Genomic DNA, 16,707 nt, shown 5'->3' on the forward strand with positions numbered 1-16,707 from the left:
ACGAGGGCCGGGGCCCGGCACGCCGAGAGCACGCACCTGACGCCGCGCGGCCCGCCCTCCGGGCGGACGACGGGAGTTTGACGACAGGACCTAGGCCGACGTCAGCGCGTCCGGGGCCGTCGCCTGGCCCGGGATCCGGGGCTTCGGCGCGGGCATCCGCTCCCCCAGCAGCAGGGTCCTTACGACCCGTTCGGCGGCCCGCCCGTCCTCGTACGCGCAGAACCGGGCCCGGAAGTCGGCGCGCAGCCGCGCCGACTCCTCGTCCCGCCACCCGCCCGAGGCGAACAGCCAGGCCAGCTCCCGGTAGGAGTGCGCGACATGGCCGGGCGGCTCCGCGGTGATGTCCAGATACGTGCCCCGGCTCGCCGTGAACGCGGCCCAGTCGTCGGCGTGCACCACGATCGGCCGGTCCAGGTTGGCGTAGTCGAACATCACGGACGAGTAGTCGGTGACCAGCGCGTCCGCCGCGAGCAGCACGTCCGACAGCAGCGGTTCGTCGGTCGCGTCGACCACGACCCCGCGCCGGGCCAGCTCCGTGAGGCCCATGCCGCGCGCGGGGCCGTTCGCCAGCGACGGGTGCAACCGGACCACGAGGGTGTGCCCCTCGCCGAGATCGGCCGCGAACCGGGCCAGGTCGATCCGCTCCGCGTATCCGCTGCGGCGGTAGTCCCGCCGGGTCGGCGCGTACAGCACGACCGTGTGGTCCGCCGGGATGCCGTGCCGCTCCCGGAAGTCGCTGTGACCGCCGTTCACCAGCACGTCGTTGCGCGGGCTGCCGGTGCGCACCGAGGTGAAGTGGCAGGGGTACGCCCGCTCCCAGACCAGCTCCGAGTGGCGGTTGGCGACCAGGCTGTAGTCCCAGCGGTCGGCCCGGCGCAGCATCTGCGGCACGTCGAAGCCGAGCCGGGCACCCGGCTTGTCCAGCAGGTCGGCGCCCAGGTACTTCAGCGGGGTGCCCTGATGGGTGTGGATGTGCACGCTGCCGGGGCGCTTGGCCAGGGTGCCGGGCCAGTTGACGTCGTTGACGAAGAACTTCGCGCGCGCGGTCACCTCCAGATACCGCCGGGACCCGACGATCACGTGCTCGACGCCGGACGGCAGCCGCGCGGCCGTCTCCGCGTCCCGCACCACCCAGACGCCGCGCAGCTGCGGGGCGATCTCCCGGGCGGCGGCGTGGACGGCCGCCGGGTCGCCGAGCAGGCCCCGGTGCGACGACGCCGAGTAGACCACGAGGTTCTCGTCGAGCGGCCGGCGGGCGTGCAGGGCCGACCAGCCGGTGCGGGCCCGCGCGGCGGCGGCCCGGCGCGCCCGGTCCGCCCGCCGGGCCGCCTCCCGCCCGGCCCGCGCCGCCTGCCGCTTGACCCGGTACCCGGTCCAGGAACCGGTCAGCACGGAGACCTCGCCGGCCGGCAGGGCGCCCTCGGGCCGGTGCCGGCGGAACATCTCCGCCGTACGCCGGAAGAACTCGGCCTTGTCGGCGGGCGGCAGCCGGTCCGGCTTGGCCAGGATGTCCAGGCAGTGCTCACCCATCTTGCGGTGCAGATACGGCCGCCAGGCCGCCAGCTCCGGCCGCTCGGCGACGAAGGCGAAGACCCGCTCGTACTGGTCGTGGATGTCGAAGTGCTTGCGGCTGGTGGTGGACAGGATGTTGCCCTGCCGGCGCTGCCGGTAGTTCAGGCAGATCCGGTCCAGGGCCGCGATCCGGCGGGCGCTGAGCATGACCGGGAAGGTCCAGGGGGTGTCCTCGTAGTAGCCCGGCGGGAACGCGAAGCCGTTCTCCGTGACGAACTCGCGCCGGTAGACCTTGTTCCAGACCACCATCAGCAGGTCCAGGATCTGCGGATACTCCGCCACGGCGAACGTGCCGGGGGCCTTTGCCAGGACGTGGGCGAGGACGTTGCGCCGGGTCCCGCCCCACCAGTAGGTGCGCGCGTAGTCGAAGACGAGCACGTCCGGGTCCTCGGCCTCCAGGAGGCGGTCGGCGACGGCCCGCAGCGCGCCCGGGGTGAGGGTGTCGTCGCTGTCCAGGAAGAAGAGGTAGTCGCCGGTGGCGTGCGGCATGCCCGCGTTGCGGGCCCGGCCCAGGCCCACGTTCTCCGGCAGGTGCAGCACCTTCACGCGCGGGTCGCGCTCGGCGTACTCGTCCAGGATCGCACCGCAGCCGTCCGGGGAGCAGTCGTCCACGGCGATCAGCTCGAAGTCGCCGAAGGACTGCCCGAGCACCGAGTCCAGGCACTCGCGCAGAAATCCCTGCACCTTGAAACAGGGCACGATCACACTGAAGCGGGGCACGGCGGGTCAGCTCCTCACGAGGGTCGCGGCGGCGGGGGCGGGGATGCGCTCCGCGAGCGGGATCACGGCCGGGACCGCCTCCGGCGGCTCGCCGAGCAGCACCCGCCTCACGACCCGCTCGGCGGCCCGCCCGTCGTCGAACTGGCAGAACCGCTCCCGGAACGCGGCCCGCAGCGCCCTGGCCTCCTGGCCCGCGTACGAGCCGTCGCGGAAGACGGCGGCCAGCTCCTCGGGGGTCCGGGCGACCAGCCCGGGAGGCTCGGCCATCAGGTCGAAGTAGACGCCCCGGGTCTCCCGGTAGACGTCCCAGTCGTCGGCGTACACGACGATCGGCCGGTCCAGGTTGGCGTAGTCGAACATGATGGACGAGTAGTCGGTGACCAGCGCGTCCGCGGCCAGGCACACGTCCTCGGACGAGCGGTGCGCGGTGACGTCGATGATCCGGCCGGAGCCCCGGACGCCGCCCCGGTCGTAGAAGTAGTGGGCGCGCAGCAGCACGACGACGTCCTCGCCGGCCGCCGCGCAGAACGCCTCCAGGTCCAGGCCGGGCTCGAAGCCGGTGTGGTGGTCGCGGTGGGTCGGCGCGTACAGCACGGCCGTCCTGCCCTCCGGGATGCCCAACTCCCGCCGGATCCGGGCCACTTCCCCGGCGGTCGCCGTGTAGTAGACGTCGTTGCGCGGATAGCCGTACTCCAGGTGCTCGTAGGAGCCGGGGAAGGCGCGCTCCCACATTTGGGTGGAGTGGCGGTTGGACGACAGGTTGAAGTCCCAGCGGTCCACCCGGCCCAGCAGCTTGGTGAAGCTGCCGGACTGCGCGGCCACCACCGGGTACGTCGACTGGTCCACGCCCATCGTCTTCAGCGGGGTGCCGTGCTGGGTCTGCAGGTGCACACTGCCCGGCCGTTTGACGACGCCCTCGGCGAAGTTGGCGTTGTTGACGAGGTACGTGGCGCGGGCCAGCACCTCCCAGTAGCGGCGGGAGCCGATCACCGCGTACTCGACGTCCTGCGGCACGGCGTGTTCCTGGCCGGCCTCCACCAGGAACACCGAGCGGATGTGCGGGGCGAGTTCGCGGGCCTTGGCGTGGATCGCGGCCGGGTTGCAGGCGTAGCCGCGACCCCAGTAGGCGCAGTACACGGCGAGGTTCGGGTCGAGCGGGCGGCGCAGGTCGCGGGCGTAGCGCAGCCGGGTGCGCAGCATGTGCGGGCGGGGCAGCCGGCCGGTGGCGCCGCCGGCCGCCCGGTTGGCGCCGCGCAGGGCGCGGAACGCGGTGTACGCGCCCGCCGCCAGCAGCCGGTGCTGCACGCCCAGGCTGCCGCCCGGCACCCGGTGGCCGGCCGGCCGGTGCCGCCGGTAGAGGCGGGCCGCCCGGCGGAAGAACGCCCGGCGCCCGGAGAGCAGCCGCTCCGGGCGGGACGCCGTCTTCAGCACCACGGCGAACAACTGGTCGAACAGCGGCCCGGTCCGCTCGGCCGGCAGGGCACGCTCGGCCGCCCGCGTCAGCACCCGCTCCACCTGGTCCAGCAGCGTGTGCTGGTGCGGCCCGGGCAGATTGAGCCGGCTGCCCTGGCGGCGCAGCCGGTGCCGTACGACGGTCCGGCGCAGCACCGCGATCCGCTCGGCGGCGACGGTCACCAGCCCGCCCCAGCCGAGGTCGGTGAAGTGGCCTTCGGGGAAGGCGAGTTCCCGCTCGGTGACGAAGGCGCGGCGGTAGACGGCGCTCCACGCGGGCAGCTGGACGCCGGTCAGCGCGGGCCGGTCGGCGGGGGCGAAGGCGCCCTTCGGGGCTCCCGCGAGCAGCGGTGCGGCCGGGTTGGCCGGCTCGCCCTCCCACCAGGGGACGCGCTCGTGCTCGGTGTACAGCACGTCCACGCCGGCCGTCTCGGACAGCCGGGCGTCCAGCGCCGCGAGCGCGCCCGGCAGCAGCAGGTCGTCACCGTCCAGGAACAGCAGGTACGTGCCGGTCGCCGCCCGGATCCCGGCGTTGCGCGCCCCGCTCAGCCCGGCGGACGGCGGCGAGTGGACGGGGGTCACCCGGGAGTCCCGCTCGGCGTAGTCGGCGGCGACCTCGGCGGCCGGGGCGTCGGGGGCGTCGCAGACCGGGATCAGCTGCAGGTCGTCGAAGGACTGGCCGAGGACCGAGTCCAGCGCCTGGGACAACCGGCCGGTGACCCCGTGGGACGGGACGATGATGCTGAAGCGGGACATTCTGTTCTTTCTGTCGTCTTGCGGACGCGGCCGGGCCGTCCCGCCGGACGCCAGGTGGACGGCCGGCTCGGGGCGGGCCGCGTCGAGCCGAGGGGCATGGGAACTCCCGGAAGGACCAACGCTGTTCAGCGGCTGTCGGTGACGGGGAGGGGGCCGGAAGGTTGCGGCACGGTGGTCAGCGGGGAGCGTGCGCAGGACGACGGGGCCGGGGTGCGGTCCGCCAGCGGCACCGCCGCCGGCGGCTCCGTCTCGCCCAGCACCACCCGCCGTACCACCCGCTCGGCGGCGTGCCCGTCGTCCCACGGGCAGAACCGCTCCCGGAACGCCGCCCGCAGCTGCGCCGAGCGCGAGCCGCGCCAGTGCCCGGAGGCGAAGATGTCGATCAGCTCGTCCTCGCTGCGCGCCACCGCGCCCGGCGGGAACTCCCGCAGGTCGAAGTAGGCGCCGCGGCACGCCTCGTACGCCGCCCAGTCCTCGGTGTGCACCACGATCGGCCGGTCCAGGCCCGCGTAGTCGAACATGACCGGCGCGTAGTCGGTGAGCAGCGCGTCCGAGGCGAGGCACAGCTCCGCCAGGTCCGGATGGCCGCGGACGCCGATGATCCGGGTGCCCTCGACGGCGACGGGGGTGCGGGCGAGGATCACGAAGCGCGGGCCGAGGCGGCGCAGGATCCGTGCCAGGTCGAGCAGCGGGCGCTGGGTGCGCCGGTGGTCGCGGTGCGCGGGCGCGTACAGGATGGCGACCGCGCCCTCCGGGACGCCGAGCTCCCGCCGGATCCGGGACACGTCCGCCGCGGTCGCCCGCTGAAGGACGTCGTTGCGGGGCAGCCCGTACTCCAGCGTGGTGTAGCCGCCCGGCAGGACCCGCTCCCAGGTCAGGGTGGCGTGCCGGTTGCCGGACAGGACGTAGTCCCACTGGTCGACGTCCCGCAGCAGCTCCGCGAAGTCCAGGTCACGGGCCGCCGCCGGGCGCTCCAGCAGGTCCAGGCCCGCGTGTCCGAGCGGGGTGCCCTCCAGGGCCCGCACGACGACCTGCCCGGGCCGCTTGCGCAGCCGCCGTTCGAAGCGGGCGTCGCTGACCAGGTAGCGGGAGCGGGCCAGTGCCGTCCAGTAGGCGGCCGTGCCGGGCGTCAGAGGGCGCGGGCCCGGCGGCACCGCGCGCCCGGGCGGGGCGACCCACGCGGTGCGCAGCCGCGGGGCGTGCGCCCGGAACGCCTCCTCCAGCGCGCCCGGGTCGCCGCAGCCCTCCCGGGCGGCGAACACCGCCCGGTCGGACCGCAGTGGCAGCCGCAGCTGGATGCCGTAGTGCAGCCGGAGTGCGCCGGTGCGCAGGGCGCGGGCGAGCTTCAGCGCGGACCTCAGTACGCGCCGGCGGACGGCCGCGGCCAGCCGGAGCGCCCGGAACGTGCGGTGCAGCCCGAAGCGGATCAGGCCGTACCGCAGTCGCGGGCGTCCTCCGGGCACGCGGTGGCGGCGGTAGTGGGCGCGGGCCCGGCGCAGGAACTCACCGTGGCTGCCGCGCGGCAGCCGTCCCCGCCGGGTGAACACCACGGCGTGGTGGTCGACCATCCGCCGGAACAACTCCGGGCGCCAGCGGGCGAGTTCGGGCCGTTCCTCGACGTACGCGAACACCCGGTCGTACTGCTCGAACAGGTCGAAGTGCTGACGGCTGGTGGTGCCGAGGATGCTGCCCCGCCGGCGCTGCCGGTAGTGCACGCACACCCGGTCCAGGGTGGCGAGCGACTCGGCCGTCAGCAGCACCGGGAAGGTCCAGGGGGTGTCCTCGTAGTAGCCCGGCGGGAACGTGAAGCCGTGCCGGGCGACGAACTCCCGCCGGTACGCCTTGTTCCAGGCCACCATCAGCACCCGCAGCAGCCCCGGCCGGTCCTCCAGCCGGAACGGCGCCGGGCCCCGCTCGGTGAGCTGGGCGGCGAGCTGGTTGCGCACCTCGCTGCCGTCCCAGTAGGTGCGCGCGTAGTCGAAGACCAGGACCTCCGGGTCGCCGGTCTCCTTCAGCCGGTCGGCGACCGCCCGCAACGCGTCCGGGGTGAGCGTGTCGTCGCCGTCCAGGAAGATCAGGTAGTCACCGGCCGCCTCGGCGAGCCCCGCGTTCCGGGCCCGGCCCAGCCCCTGGTTCCCGGCCAGGTGGACGGGCTTCACGCGCGCGTCCCGGGCCGCGTACTCGTCGATGATCGCGCCGCAGGCGTCGGGTGAGCAGTCGTCCACGGCGATCAGCTCCAGATCGGGGTACGACTGCGAGAGCACCGAGTCCAGGCACTCGGAGAGATACGCCTGGACCTTGTACGCGGGAACAATGACACTGAACCTGGGCAAGGGGCATCCATGGGTCGGTCGGCGCGGGCGTTCTGCCCGGGAACGGCCGATGGAGTGAATGGGTTACGGCCCCTACGGCATTCGGGCTACCTCAGATGAGCGCGAAGAGGCGGGCCGCCGACGGCCCGCCCCCTGCGAGATGTCCTTCTGCGGCTACTTGACCGCGCCCGCCATCACCCCGGACACGAACTGCCGCTGGAACGCGAAGAACACGGCCAGCGGGATCACCATGGAGATGAACGCGCCGGGCGCCAGCACGTCGATGTTGTTGCCGAACTGCCGTACCTGCGTCTGCAACGCCACCGTGATCGGCTGGGTGCCCGACTTGGTGAACACCAGCGCCACCAGCATGTCGTTCCACACCCACAGGAACTGGAAGATGCCGAGGCTCGCGATGGCCGGCCCGCCGAGCGGCAGCACCACCCGTGCGAACAGCCGGAGTTCACCGGCGCCGTCCAGCCGGGCCGCCTCCAGCAGCTCGCGCGGGATCTCCGCGAAGAAGTTCCGCAGCAGGAACACCGCGAACGGCAGACCGAAGCCGGTGTGGAACAGGATCACCCCGAGGATCGTCCCGAACAGCCCGATCTTGCCGAACAGTTCGGCGATCGGGATCAGCGCCACCTGCACGGGCACCACCAGCAGGCTCACCACGCCCAGGAACCACCAGTCCCGGCCCGGGAACTCCATCCACGCGAACGCGTACCCGGCGAGCGCCCCGACCACCACGACCAGGACGGTCGCCGGGACCGTGATCAGCACCGTGTTCACCAGGGAGTCGGTGATGTCCGAGTTCTCCAGCAGCTTCTGGTAGCTGTCCACGGTGAGCTGGGACGGCTCGGTGAACACCGTCCACCAGCCGCTCGCGCTCATGTCCTGCGGGGTGCGCAGCGAGGAGATGAGCAGACCGATGGTCGGCACCAGCCAGAACAGGCCCACGACGATCAGGACCACGCGGACCAGCCCGCCGCTCAGCCGCTCCGCGATCCGGGACGCCACCGACTGCCTGGCCTTCACCGTGCCGACCGGGTCGGCCTTCCCGATGCTTCCGGCGGTCGCCGTCATCGCCGCACCTCCCGCCTGAGCCGACGAATGTTGAACAGCATCACCGGGATCACCAGCAGCAGCAGGAACACCGAGATCGCGCTCGCGATGCCCGGCTGGCCCTCCGCGAAGCCCTTGCGGTACAGCTCCAGCGCCAGCACGTTCGCGTCGTCCTGGGAGGAGCCCGGCGCGATGATGAACACCAGGTCGAACACCTTCAGCACGTTGATCATCAGCGTGACGACGACGACCGCCAGCACCGGCGCCAGCAACGGCACGGTGACCTTGCGGAACACCTGCCACTCGGTGGCGCCGTCCACCCGCGCCGCCTCCAGCAGTTCCCGGGGCACACCCGCGAGTCCGGCCGCGATCAGCACCATCGCGAAGCCCGCCCACATCCACACGTACGACGCGATGATCGACGGCGTCACGAGTGCCGGGCCGAGCCAGTCGACCCCGTTGTACGGCTCCTTGAAGTTGCTCGCCGGCAGCCGCAGCCGCGCCCCGTCGGCCGCCGCGGGGAGGGCGAAGGTGCCGTCTCCGGACGCCTTCGCCGAGGCGACCACCTTGCCGTCCTTCACCGCCTCGATCCGCATCCCGGCATAGCCCACCTCGGACGGATCGGGCGCGCCGAGCTTCCCGACGCCCTTGCCGCGGGTGAAGTCCTGCCAGGTGGTGCCGGTGACCTTCCCCGGCTCGGGCTTCGCGGCGGCGGCCTTCTTCGCGCCGTCCGGCAACTGGTCCGGGGCGACGCCGACGAGCGGCAGGGCGACCGGCTGCCCGGCGTGCACGACGGCCTTCGTGACGAAGCCCCCGCCCTGTGCCACGAGCGGCGACTCGCGGCCCGGGTGCGCCTTCGGGAACGCCGACGACTGCGCGAACGTGTCGTGCACGCCCACCCACACCGCGTTCGCGACGCCCTTGTCCGGGTCCTGGTCGTACACCAGCCGGAAGATGATCCCGGCGGCCAGCATCGAGATCGCCATCGGCATGAAGACGACCAGCTTGAACGCCGTTCCCCAGCGCACCCGTTCGGTCAGCACCGCGAAGACCAGGCCGAGCGCGGTGGAGACCGTCGGCGCGAACACCACCCACAGGACGTTGTTCTTCAGTGCGGTGCGGATGCCGTCGTCGGTGAAGAGGGTCGTGTAGTTGTCGAAGCCGGCGAAGCCGTCGCCGGAGGCGTTGGAGAAACTGCGGACGAGCGAGTACCCGATCGGGTAGACCACGAGCGCGCCCAGCAGCACCAGCGCGGGCAGCAGGAACAGCGCTGCCACGGTCCTGCGGGTGCCGGTCACGCTCTTGCGACTGCGGGGCGCGGCGGGGCCCGGTGGGGCCCCGGCCGCCGCTGCCGACGCCATGGCCGGATCAGCCCCCGTTCCCGTACGCCGCCGCCGCGTCCTTCTCCAGCTTCGCCTGGGCGCCCGCGACGTCCTGCGGGTTCTTCAGGAAGTCCTGGAGGTCCTTCCACTCGCCCTTGCCGGGCGTCCCGCCGAAGGCCTGCGGGGCCTGGTCGGACATGTCGAAGCGGAAGTCGTCGCCGGACGCGATCAGCGCCTTGGCGATCTTCTGCTGCACCGCGTTCGGGTACGCCGAGATCGGCACGTTCTTGTTCGGCGAGAGATACCCGCCGAGCTTCGCCTGGATGGTGGCCGCGTCCGGGGAGGCGAGGAAGGTGGCGAGGGCCTGCGCCGCCTTGGAGTCCTTCAGGATCACCGCCGCGTCACCGCCGGAGACCACCGGCGCCGACTGCCCGACCGCCGGGAACGGGAACACCTTCGCGTCCGTGCCCACCTTCGCCTTGGTCTCCCCGATGTTCACCTGCACGAAGTCGCCCTCGTACACCATCGCGGACTTCGGCTGGTCGCCGCCGGTGAAGGTCTGGGTGACCGACTGCGGGAACTCCGTCTGCAGCGCGCCCTTCTGGCCGCCGGCCAGGTAGTCCTTCTTGCCCCAGATCTGGGCGAGGGTGGTCAGCGCCTGCTTCACCGACGGATCGGTCCACTTGATCTTGTGCTGGGCGAGCTGGTCGTACTTCTCCGGCCCCGCCTGCGACAGATACACGTTCTCGAACCAGTCGGTCAGCGGCCAGCCGTCCGCGCCGGCCACCGAGAACGGGGTGACACCCGAGTCGTACACCGCCTGCGAGGCGGTCAGCAGGTCCTTCCAGGTCTTCGGCTCCTGGGCGCCCGCGTTCTCGAAGACCTTGGCGTTGTACCAGATCAGCGACTTGTTGGCGGCCTTGTAGTACACGCCGTACTGCTTGCCGCCGACCGTGCCGATGTCCTGCCAGCCCTGTGAGTAGTTCTTCGCCAGCTCCTGCCGGGCCTCGGCCCCGAGCGGCTTGGCCCAGCCCTTGTCGACGGCCTGCTTGATCGCGCCGGGCTGCGGCAGCAGCGCCACGTCCGGCGGCTGGCCACCCGCGATCTTCGAACCGAGGAAGTTGATGATCGGGTCCTGTGCCGGCACGAAGGTGACCTTGGCGCCGGTCCGCTTCTCGAACTCGGCGAGGACCTTCTTGAAGTTGGCCTGCTCGCCGCCGGTCCAGACGGCGGCCACCTCCAGATGGGCGCCGTTCAGCTTCGGCAGGGTGACGGTGGAGCCGGCGGCCCCGCTGCTCTTGTCCCCGTTGTCCTTCTTGTCGTCGTCACTGCCGGAGCAGGCGGAGAGCGCGAGCGCTCCCGTGAGCAGTGCGGCGAGTGCGGTGACGGCCCTGTGTGCCCGGAACGTGCTGCTCTTGCTGCGCATCACTTCCCCGTTCGTCGTTCTCCGTTGAACGCTGTTGAACGTCAGAACTCTCTCCCGTGCGGTCCGGTGTACGCCGGGCCGCGACGGGTGGGCAAGAGCGCCTGCGGTGTCCACCGGCTCATCGTGACCGGCTCGTGACCAGGGGTGCATGCCCGCGGATTTCCGATGGCGCGGGAGCGGGGCGGGTTCGCCGGGGAGAGGACGGGTTCACCTGGAGGGGGGACGGGGTTCTCTCAGAGAAGGGAGGGCACCTCCGCCGCCGCGACCTCACGGGCCGCCCGCTCCACCGCGCTCGCCAGCAGCGCCAGGTCGGTCGGGCCGTTGCCCAGCTCCCGCACGGGCCGACGGGCCGGCGGGTCGCCCATGCGCTCCCAGTCCAGCGGGACGACCGTGGGCCGCTGGGTGGCGGTACGCGGGATACGGCCCGTCACCCGGCCGCCCTGGAAACCGGTGGTCCGCCCGTCCGCGTCCGCCAGCGTGCCCCGGCCCGGCGCCGGCTGGTCCGGCCCCGGCTGCGGGGCGTCCAGCGTGACCCGCAGCGCGGCCCGGCGCGCCGGCTCGGACTCCGCCGTACGGCCGCCGGTCCCGGCCGCCGCCACCAGGTGGACGCCGAGCCGCTCGCCCTCCCGGGCCACCGCCTCCAGCGCCCGTATCACCGAGCCGGCGGCGGGCCGGCCCGGCGAGCCGAGCGCCGGGGAGACCAGCGCGTCCAGGTCGTCCACGACCACCACCAGCCGGGGCAACGGCGCCACGGCCGCGGCCCGCTGCCGGGCGGCGGCGCCCGGCCGCAGACGGAGCGTGGAGCTGGGGGGCGTCTCGATGTCACCGGAGGCGGAAGCGGGTGCGGCGGTGGAGCCGGGGGTGGGTGTGCGCTGGGCGACCAATCGGCCGGACACCTCCTGCCCGGCGTGCCACTGGGCGAAGTCGGTCCGGCCCAGCAGCTCCGCCCGGCGCTTCAGCTCCGCGGCCAGCGACTGCGCGAACTCGCGCATGCGGACGGGGTCGTTGGCGATGAGGTGCGTGGTCACATGCGGTATGTCCGTGCACACGCGCAGGCCCTCACCGCGGCCGGCGCCCGTGCCGACCCCGTCCCGGCCGTCGAGCAGGACCATGGCCAGCCGGTCCGGCCGCTCGGCGGCGGCCAGCGAGGCGACCACGGCCCGCAGCAGCTCGGTACGGCCGCTGCCGGCCGGTCCCTCGATCAGCAGATGCGGTCCGTCGGCCACCAGGTCCACGGTGACCGGTCCGCGTGGCCCGGCACCCAGCACCGCGCGCGCCCGCCCGCCCAGGGACCGCGTGTCGTCGGCCGCGTCGGCCCAGCGGGCCATCAGTGAGGCCGGGGTGGCCCGGGCCAGCCCCAGCTCGTCCAGCAGACGGGCCGACTGGGGCAGCGGCGTGGCCACGCGCGCGTGGTGCTCGCCGGCGGGGCCGTCCGGGCGCAGTGGCGCGAGTGCCCGCGCGAACCGCTCCGCCCAGGCGGCGGAGACGGCGTCGACGGTGGCGGGCGCACCGGGACCGACGGGACCGCCCGGCGCGACCCGCATCAGCCGCAGCGTGGCGGCGACGTCTCCGCTGAGCAGCGCCACGGCACCGCAGTGCCGGAACGTCGGCGTCACCGCGCAGGCGGCCTCGTACGTCTCCGTCACGGGGGAGGCGGGCGACGCGGTCGGGGTCTCGGCGAGACACACCACGTGGACCCCGGCCCGCGGCCCGGCCAGGGCCAGCCGCGCGAGCGCGTCCCGCAGCGCGGACCCGCCCGGATCCCCGTCCACGACGACGACGGTGAACGGCCCGGCGAAGCCACCAGCGGCACCGGACTCGGGGCCTTCCTCGGCCCAGGAGGGGCGGCGGGTGGCGGGTCCGGCGTGAGCGGGGGGAGTGGGAGGGGTGGGCGTGCCGGGGGTGCCGGGGTGCGCGGCATGGCCCGGGCTGCTGGGGGCGGCGTCGGGGTGCACCGGGTGCCCCGGGCCGCCGTAGGTCCCATAGGTCCCGTGGGTCCCGCGGGAGGCGTCCGGTCCGTGGTGGGCGCCGGAGGCCGCGGTCGGCGCAGCCGGCCCCTGGGCGCCCGTCGCACCCGCCGCGGGAGCCGCGCCGCGCGCGAGCGAGGGGTGGGCCGTCGTGCGGCCCGTCGCCGCGTGGTCCTCCACCCGGCGCAGCAGTTCCTCCGTGCGGGCCGCCGCCTGTTCACGGTCGTAGGCCAGCAGCAGCCGGCAGTCCTGGCCGTGGCCCGGCCGGACGTGCGGGAGCCAGCCCAGCCAGGCCCACTCGGCCGTACGGTCCGCCACCGGCCGTGAGCGGTCCGCGCTGATCAGCACGATCTCCAGCAGGTCGGGGGAGTGCAGCGCGGCGAGCTGGGCCAGCACCGCGCGGGCCAGCCCGGACAGCCGGGGGCGCGGACCGGCCAGGCCCAGCGTGCCCGCCTCCCGCAGCGCGGCCGTCACCGGCACCGCCGGCAGCAGGCCCGAGCCGTCCGGCGCGCTCCGGTCGGCCGTGCCGAGCCGTACGGTCAGCGCCTCGGGGTGTCCCGGCCCGCGCTCCCACAGCCGGGGCCCGGGGCCCAGCGCGGTGAGCAGCAGTGCGGCCGGGTCCGGCCAGGTCTCCGGCTGCCGTGGGACACCGGGTGCCGGGGTGCCGTCGGCGGGGGCGGCCGTACCGTCGTACGACTCCGCACCGGCCGGCTGCTCCCCGCGTCCGCCGGTCAGCCGACGCGCCCAGGCCCCGAGCCCGCGCCGCCGGACACCCTGCGGGATGTCGGTGCCCCTGAGGGGGGTCCCCTTGCGCCCGCGCGCCCGCGCGTCCTCGTCACCGGCCCCGGCGACACCGGATCGGCCCGCATGAGTGTCCCCACCGGTCGCCGCGCCAGGCGCACCGGCGGGGCCTTCGCTCCGGCTCTCCACGCTCGGTGCGCCGGCCTGCCCCGGCACGACGGGCGACTGCCCACGCCGGTGCTCCTGAGCTTGCGCGTCCCAGCCGACGGAGCCGTGGGGGTCGTAGGCATGCTGGGCACCGCCGGAGGACCCCCACGCACCGGAACGCCCAGTGACGGAGGGCGCCACGCCGCGCGGATGCCGCGCACCACCGGCAGCCTCTCGTGCCCCAGCGCCACCGGCACCGGTCTCACCCGCCCTGCCGGGTCCGCTCACACCGGCGGAAGGCGTCCGTGCGGGCGGCACAGCGGATCCGGCCCCCAGCGGACCCGTACCCGACGGCCCCCGCTCCCCGCCCACGGCGACCCGCACGCACCCCTCCCCGTCGGCCACCGTCCGCACCCGCATCCCGGGTCCCCCGGACGGAGTCACCCGCAGGGCGGACTCGCCGATGCGCAGCAAGCCCCCGGCGGGGACCCGTACGGGCCGCTCCGTCACCCGTACGCCGTCCAGCGACGTGCCGTTCGTGGAGCCGAGGTCGGCGACCGAGACCCGGCCGTCCGTGCCGACGGTGACCTCGCAGTGCAGACGGGAGACGTCGGGGTCGTCCAGCGGGACGTCGGCGTCGGCGGAGCGGCCGACCGTGATCCGGCCGCCGTGCAGCAGATGGACCCCGCCCGCGTCGGGGCCGGCGACCACGTGCAGCTGGGTCGGCGCGTCGTCCAGTTCGGGATGCGGCTCGGGTGCCGCCGGGGCGCCCAGGGACAGCACGGCGCCGTCGACCAGCGGCGGCTCGCCGAGCGTGCTGCGGCGCGGGTCGAGCCGCTCGGTGCCCGCGTACAGCACCACGGAGGCGCCGCCGGTCTCCCGCCCCGTGCCGCCCTCTCCGGTGACCGCCCCGGCCAGCGCCGACGCGACCGCGGCCAGCTCAGTGCCCGCAGGAGCCGTGACCAGCACGTCGCGGCTCGCGGCGCGGCCTCGCTGCGGGGACGGGCCGAGCGGGTCTACGACGGTCAGCCGGATCTGCATCGGCGTCAGCGGTCCCTTCTGCGCGGATCTGCGCGGGCGCGGACTTCCCCCCACCCCCGCACGAGCACGTCGGCCAGCAGCCACTGAAGGCATCCCAGGGTGCTGCTGCAGGCATCCTCGCACCTGCCACCGACAACGCGCCCGTGACCCGGGCAGAAGTGATCTTGATTGGTCGGCTCTGCCCCCAAAAATGCCTGACCAGTACGTCACCGGCGATCAGTTGAGATCGGTCACGTCCGGCCCCGGCAACCAGCGGACCGGGACGCGCGTCTTTCCGTCGAGCCCGCGCGCACGTGCCCGGAACGCGTACGTGGTGCCGTGGAGCACGGCACTACAGTGGGTCGGAACACCGGAACGCAGGCAAGTGAAGCAACAGCAACCAGCAGGGAGCGCGAGACGTGCGGCCAGTCGGCAGCAAGTACCTGCTTGAGGAACCGCTCGGACGCGGCGCCACAGGCACCGTCTGGCGTGCCCGCCAGCGCGAGACCGCGGGCGCCGAGGCGGCCGTGCCCGGACAGCCGGGAGAGACGGTCGCGATCAAGGTCCTGAAGGAGGAGCTGGCGAGCGACCCGGACATCGTGATGCGCTTCCTGCGCGAGCGTTCCGTGCTGCTCCGGCTCACCCACCCGAACATCGTCCGGGTCCGCGACCTGGTCGTCGAGGGCGACCTGCTGGCGCTGGTCATGGACCTCGTCGACGGCCCCGACCTGCACCGCTACCTGCGCGAGAACGGCCCCTTCACCCCGGTCGCCGCGGCCCTGGTGACCGCCCAGATCGCCGACGCCCTCGCCGCGAGCCACGCCGACGGCGTCGTCCACCGCGACCTGAAGCCCGCCAACGTGCTGCTCATGCAGCACGGCGGCCAGATGCACCCGATGCTGACCGACTTCGGCATCGCCCGCCTCGCCGACTCCCCGGGCCTGACCCGCACCCACGAGTTCGTCGGCACGCCCGCGTACGTGGCGCCGGAGTCCGCCGAGGGCCGCCCGCAGACCTCCGCCGTCGACATCTACGGCGCCGGCATCCTGCTGTACGAGCTGGTCACCGGCCGACCGCCGTTCGCCGGCGGCTCCGCCCTGGAGGTCCTGCACCAGCACCTGAGCGCCGACCCGCGCCGTCCCTCCACCGTCCCGGACCCGCTGTGGACGGTCATAGAGCGCTGCCTGCGCAAGAACCCGGACGAGCGGCCGAGCGCCGAGAACCTCGCGCGCGGGCTGCGGGTCGTCGCCGAGGGCGTCGGGGTGCACGCGAACGCCGCGCAGATCGCCGCCGCCGAGGGCGTCGGCGCGCTGCTCGTGCCCGACCCGGCCCCGGCCGCCGTCCCGGGCGTGCCCGGCGCCGCCGACCCCACCCAGGTGCTGCCGTCGAACGCGCCGCAGGGGGCGTACGGCCAGCACGATCCCAACGCGGCGACCAGCGTGCTGCCGCACACCGGCGGCCCGGCCGGCGCCGCCGATCCCACCGCCGTACTCCCGAACACGGGCGCGGCGGACCCGACGGCGGTCCTGCCGCCCGTCCCGCAGGGCCAGCAGGGTCAGTACGGCCAGGGGCAGGGCCAGCAAGGGCAGGGCCAGCAGGGCGAGCAGCCGCATCCCTGGCAGACCCAGCTGCGGGCCGCCCGCGACCGCAACGAGCAGACGCAGATCCAGTACCTGGACCCGGACGAGGACCCGCTGCGCCGCCGCCCCCAGCGGCAGGTGGCCCGGCCCCAGCAGCAGCCGCGCCCGGCCCCGCAGGGCCGCCCGCAGCAGCCGCAGCCGCGTGGCCGGCAGAACCGGCAGGGCGCCGGGTACGGCTATCCGCAGCAGCAGCCCCAGCAGTACGCCCCGCCGCAGCAACCCCAGCAGCCCCAGCAGCCGCAGCGGTACGCGCCGCCCGCCCCGCCCGCGCCGCAGCGGCCCGCGCGGGAGCCCCGGGAGCCGCGGCAGCGCAGCGCCAACCGGATGAAGATCCCCGGGCTGGGCTGTCTGAAGGGCTGCCTGTTCACGATCGTCATCCTGATCGTCGCGAGCTGGCTGATCTGGGAGCTGACCCCGCTGCAGGAGTGGATCGGCACCGGCAAGGGCTACTGGCAGCAGATGACCGACTGGATCGGCACGGTGGGCGGCTGGATCAAGGATCTGGGCGGTTCCGGCAGCGGAAACTGATCGCTGGTTCGGAGATTTGTCGACATCTGCCGGGTGATTTCC

The 16,707-nt window shown here is 74.1% G+C and carries 8 protein-coding genes; 1 reads left to right on the plus strand and 7 read right to left on the minus strand.

Annotated elements, in window-relative coordinates; genetic code table 11:
• Positions 1 to 90: 90 nt before the first annotated feature.
• From AB0L21_RS03785 to AB0L21_RS03815, 7 genes are all read right to left on the minus strand, one after another.
• A complete protein-coding gene (locus AB0L21_RS03785) occupies positions 91 to 2,292 on the minus strand; it encodes a CDP-glycerol glycerophosphotransferase family protein (protein ID WP_365782042.1) in 2,202 nt (733 codons plus the stop codon).
• Between the two features lie 6 nt (positions 2,293 to 2,298).
• Positions 2,299 to 4,500: a CDP-glycerol glycerophosphotransferase family protein gene (locus AB0L21_RS03790; RefSeq protein ID WP_365782044.1), complete on the minus strand. Its 2,202-nt coding sequence runs from the start codon at positions 4,498 to 4,500 to the stop codon at positions 2,299 to 2,301.
• Between the two features lie 125 nt (positions 4,501 to 4,625).
• Positions 4,626 to 6,833, minus strand: a complete 2,208-nt coding sequence (locus AB0L21_RS03795; protein WP_365782046.1) for a bifunctional glycosyltransferase family 2 protein/CDP-glycerol:glycerophosphate glycerophosphotransferase — start codon at positions 6,831 to 6,833, stop codon at positions 4,626 to 4,628.
• A 153-nt stretch (positions 6,834 to 6,986) separates the two neighbouring features.
• On the minus strand, positions 6,987 to 7,895 hold the full coding sequence (locus AB0L21_RS03800; RefSeq protein WP_365703570.1) for a carbohydrate ABC transporter permease: 909 nt from the start codon (positions 7,893 to 7,895) through the stop codon (positions 6,987 to 6,989).
• Complete coding sequence (locus AB0L21_RS03805; protein WP_365703590.1) at positions 7,892 to 9,172, minus strand: sugar ABC transporter permease; 1,281 nt, start codon at positions 9,170 to 9,172, stop codon at positions 7,892 to 7,894. The genes AB0L21_RS03800 and AB0L21_RS03805 overlap by 4 nt, the downstream gene beginning before the upstream one ends.
• 70 nt (positions 9,173 to 9,242) lie before the next feature.
• Entirely contained in the window at positions 9,243 to 10,622 is a 1,380-nt protein-coding gene (locus tag AB0L21_RS03810; RefSeq protein WP_365703568.1) for an ABC transporter substrate-binding protein, read from the minus strand.
• Positions 10,623 to 10,855: 233 nt separating this feature from the next.
• Positions 10,856 to 14,518, minus strand: a complete 3,663-nt coding sequence (locus tag AB0L21_RS03815) for an FtsK/SpoIIIE domain-containing protein (protein WP_365782049.1) — start codon at positions 14,516 to 14,518, stop codon at positions 10,856 to 10,858.
• Positions 14,519 to 14,916: 398 nt separating this feature from the next.
• On the opposite strand from AB0L21_RS03815, the gene AB0L21_RS03820 reads away from it, so the two are divergent.
• Positions 14,917 to 16,665 carry a serine/threonine-protein kinase gene (locus AB0L21_RS03820; protein ID WP_365782051.1) on the plus strand — a complete coding sequence of 583 codons (1,749 nt, stop codon included), beginning with the start codon at positions 14,917 to 14,919 and terminating at the stop codon, positions 16,663 to 16,665.
• Positions 16,666 to 16,707 lie beyond the last annotated feature (42 nt).

Source organism: Streptomyces sp. NPDC052721 (genome assembly GCF_040678315.1).
Taxonomy (GTDB): Bacteria; Actinomycetota; Actinomycetes; order Streptomycetales; family Streptomycetaceae; genus Streptomyces.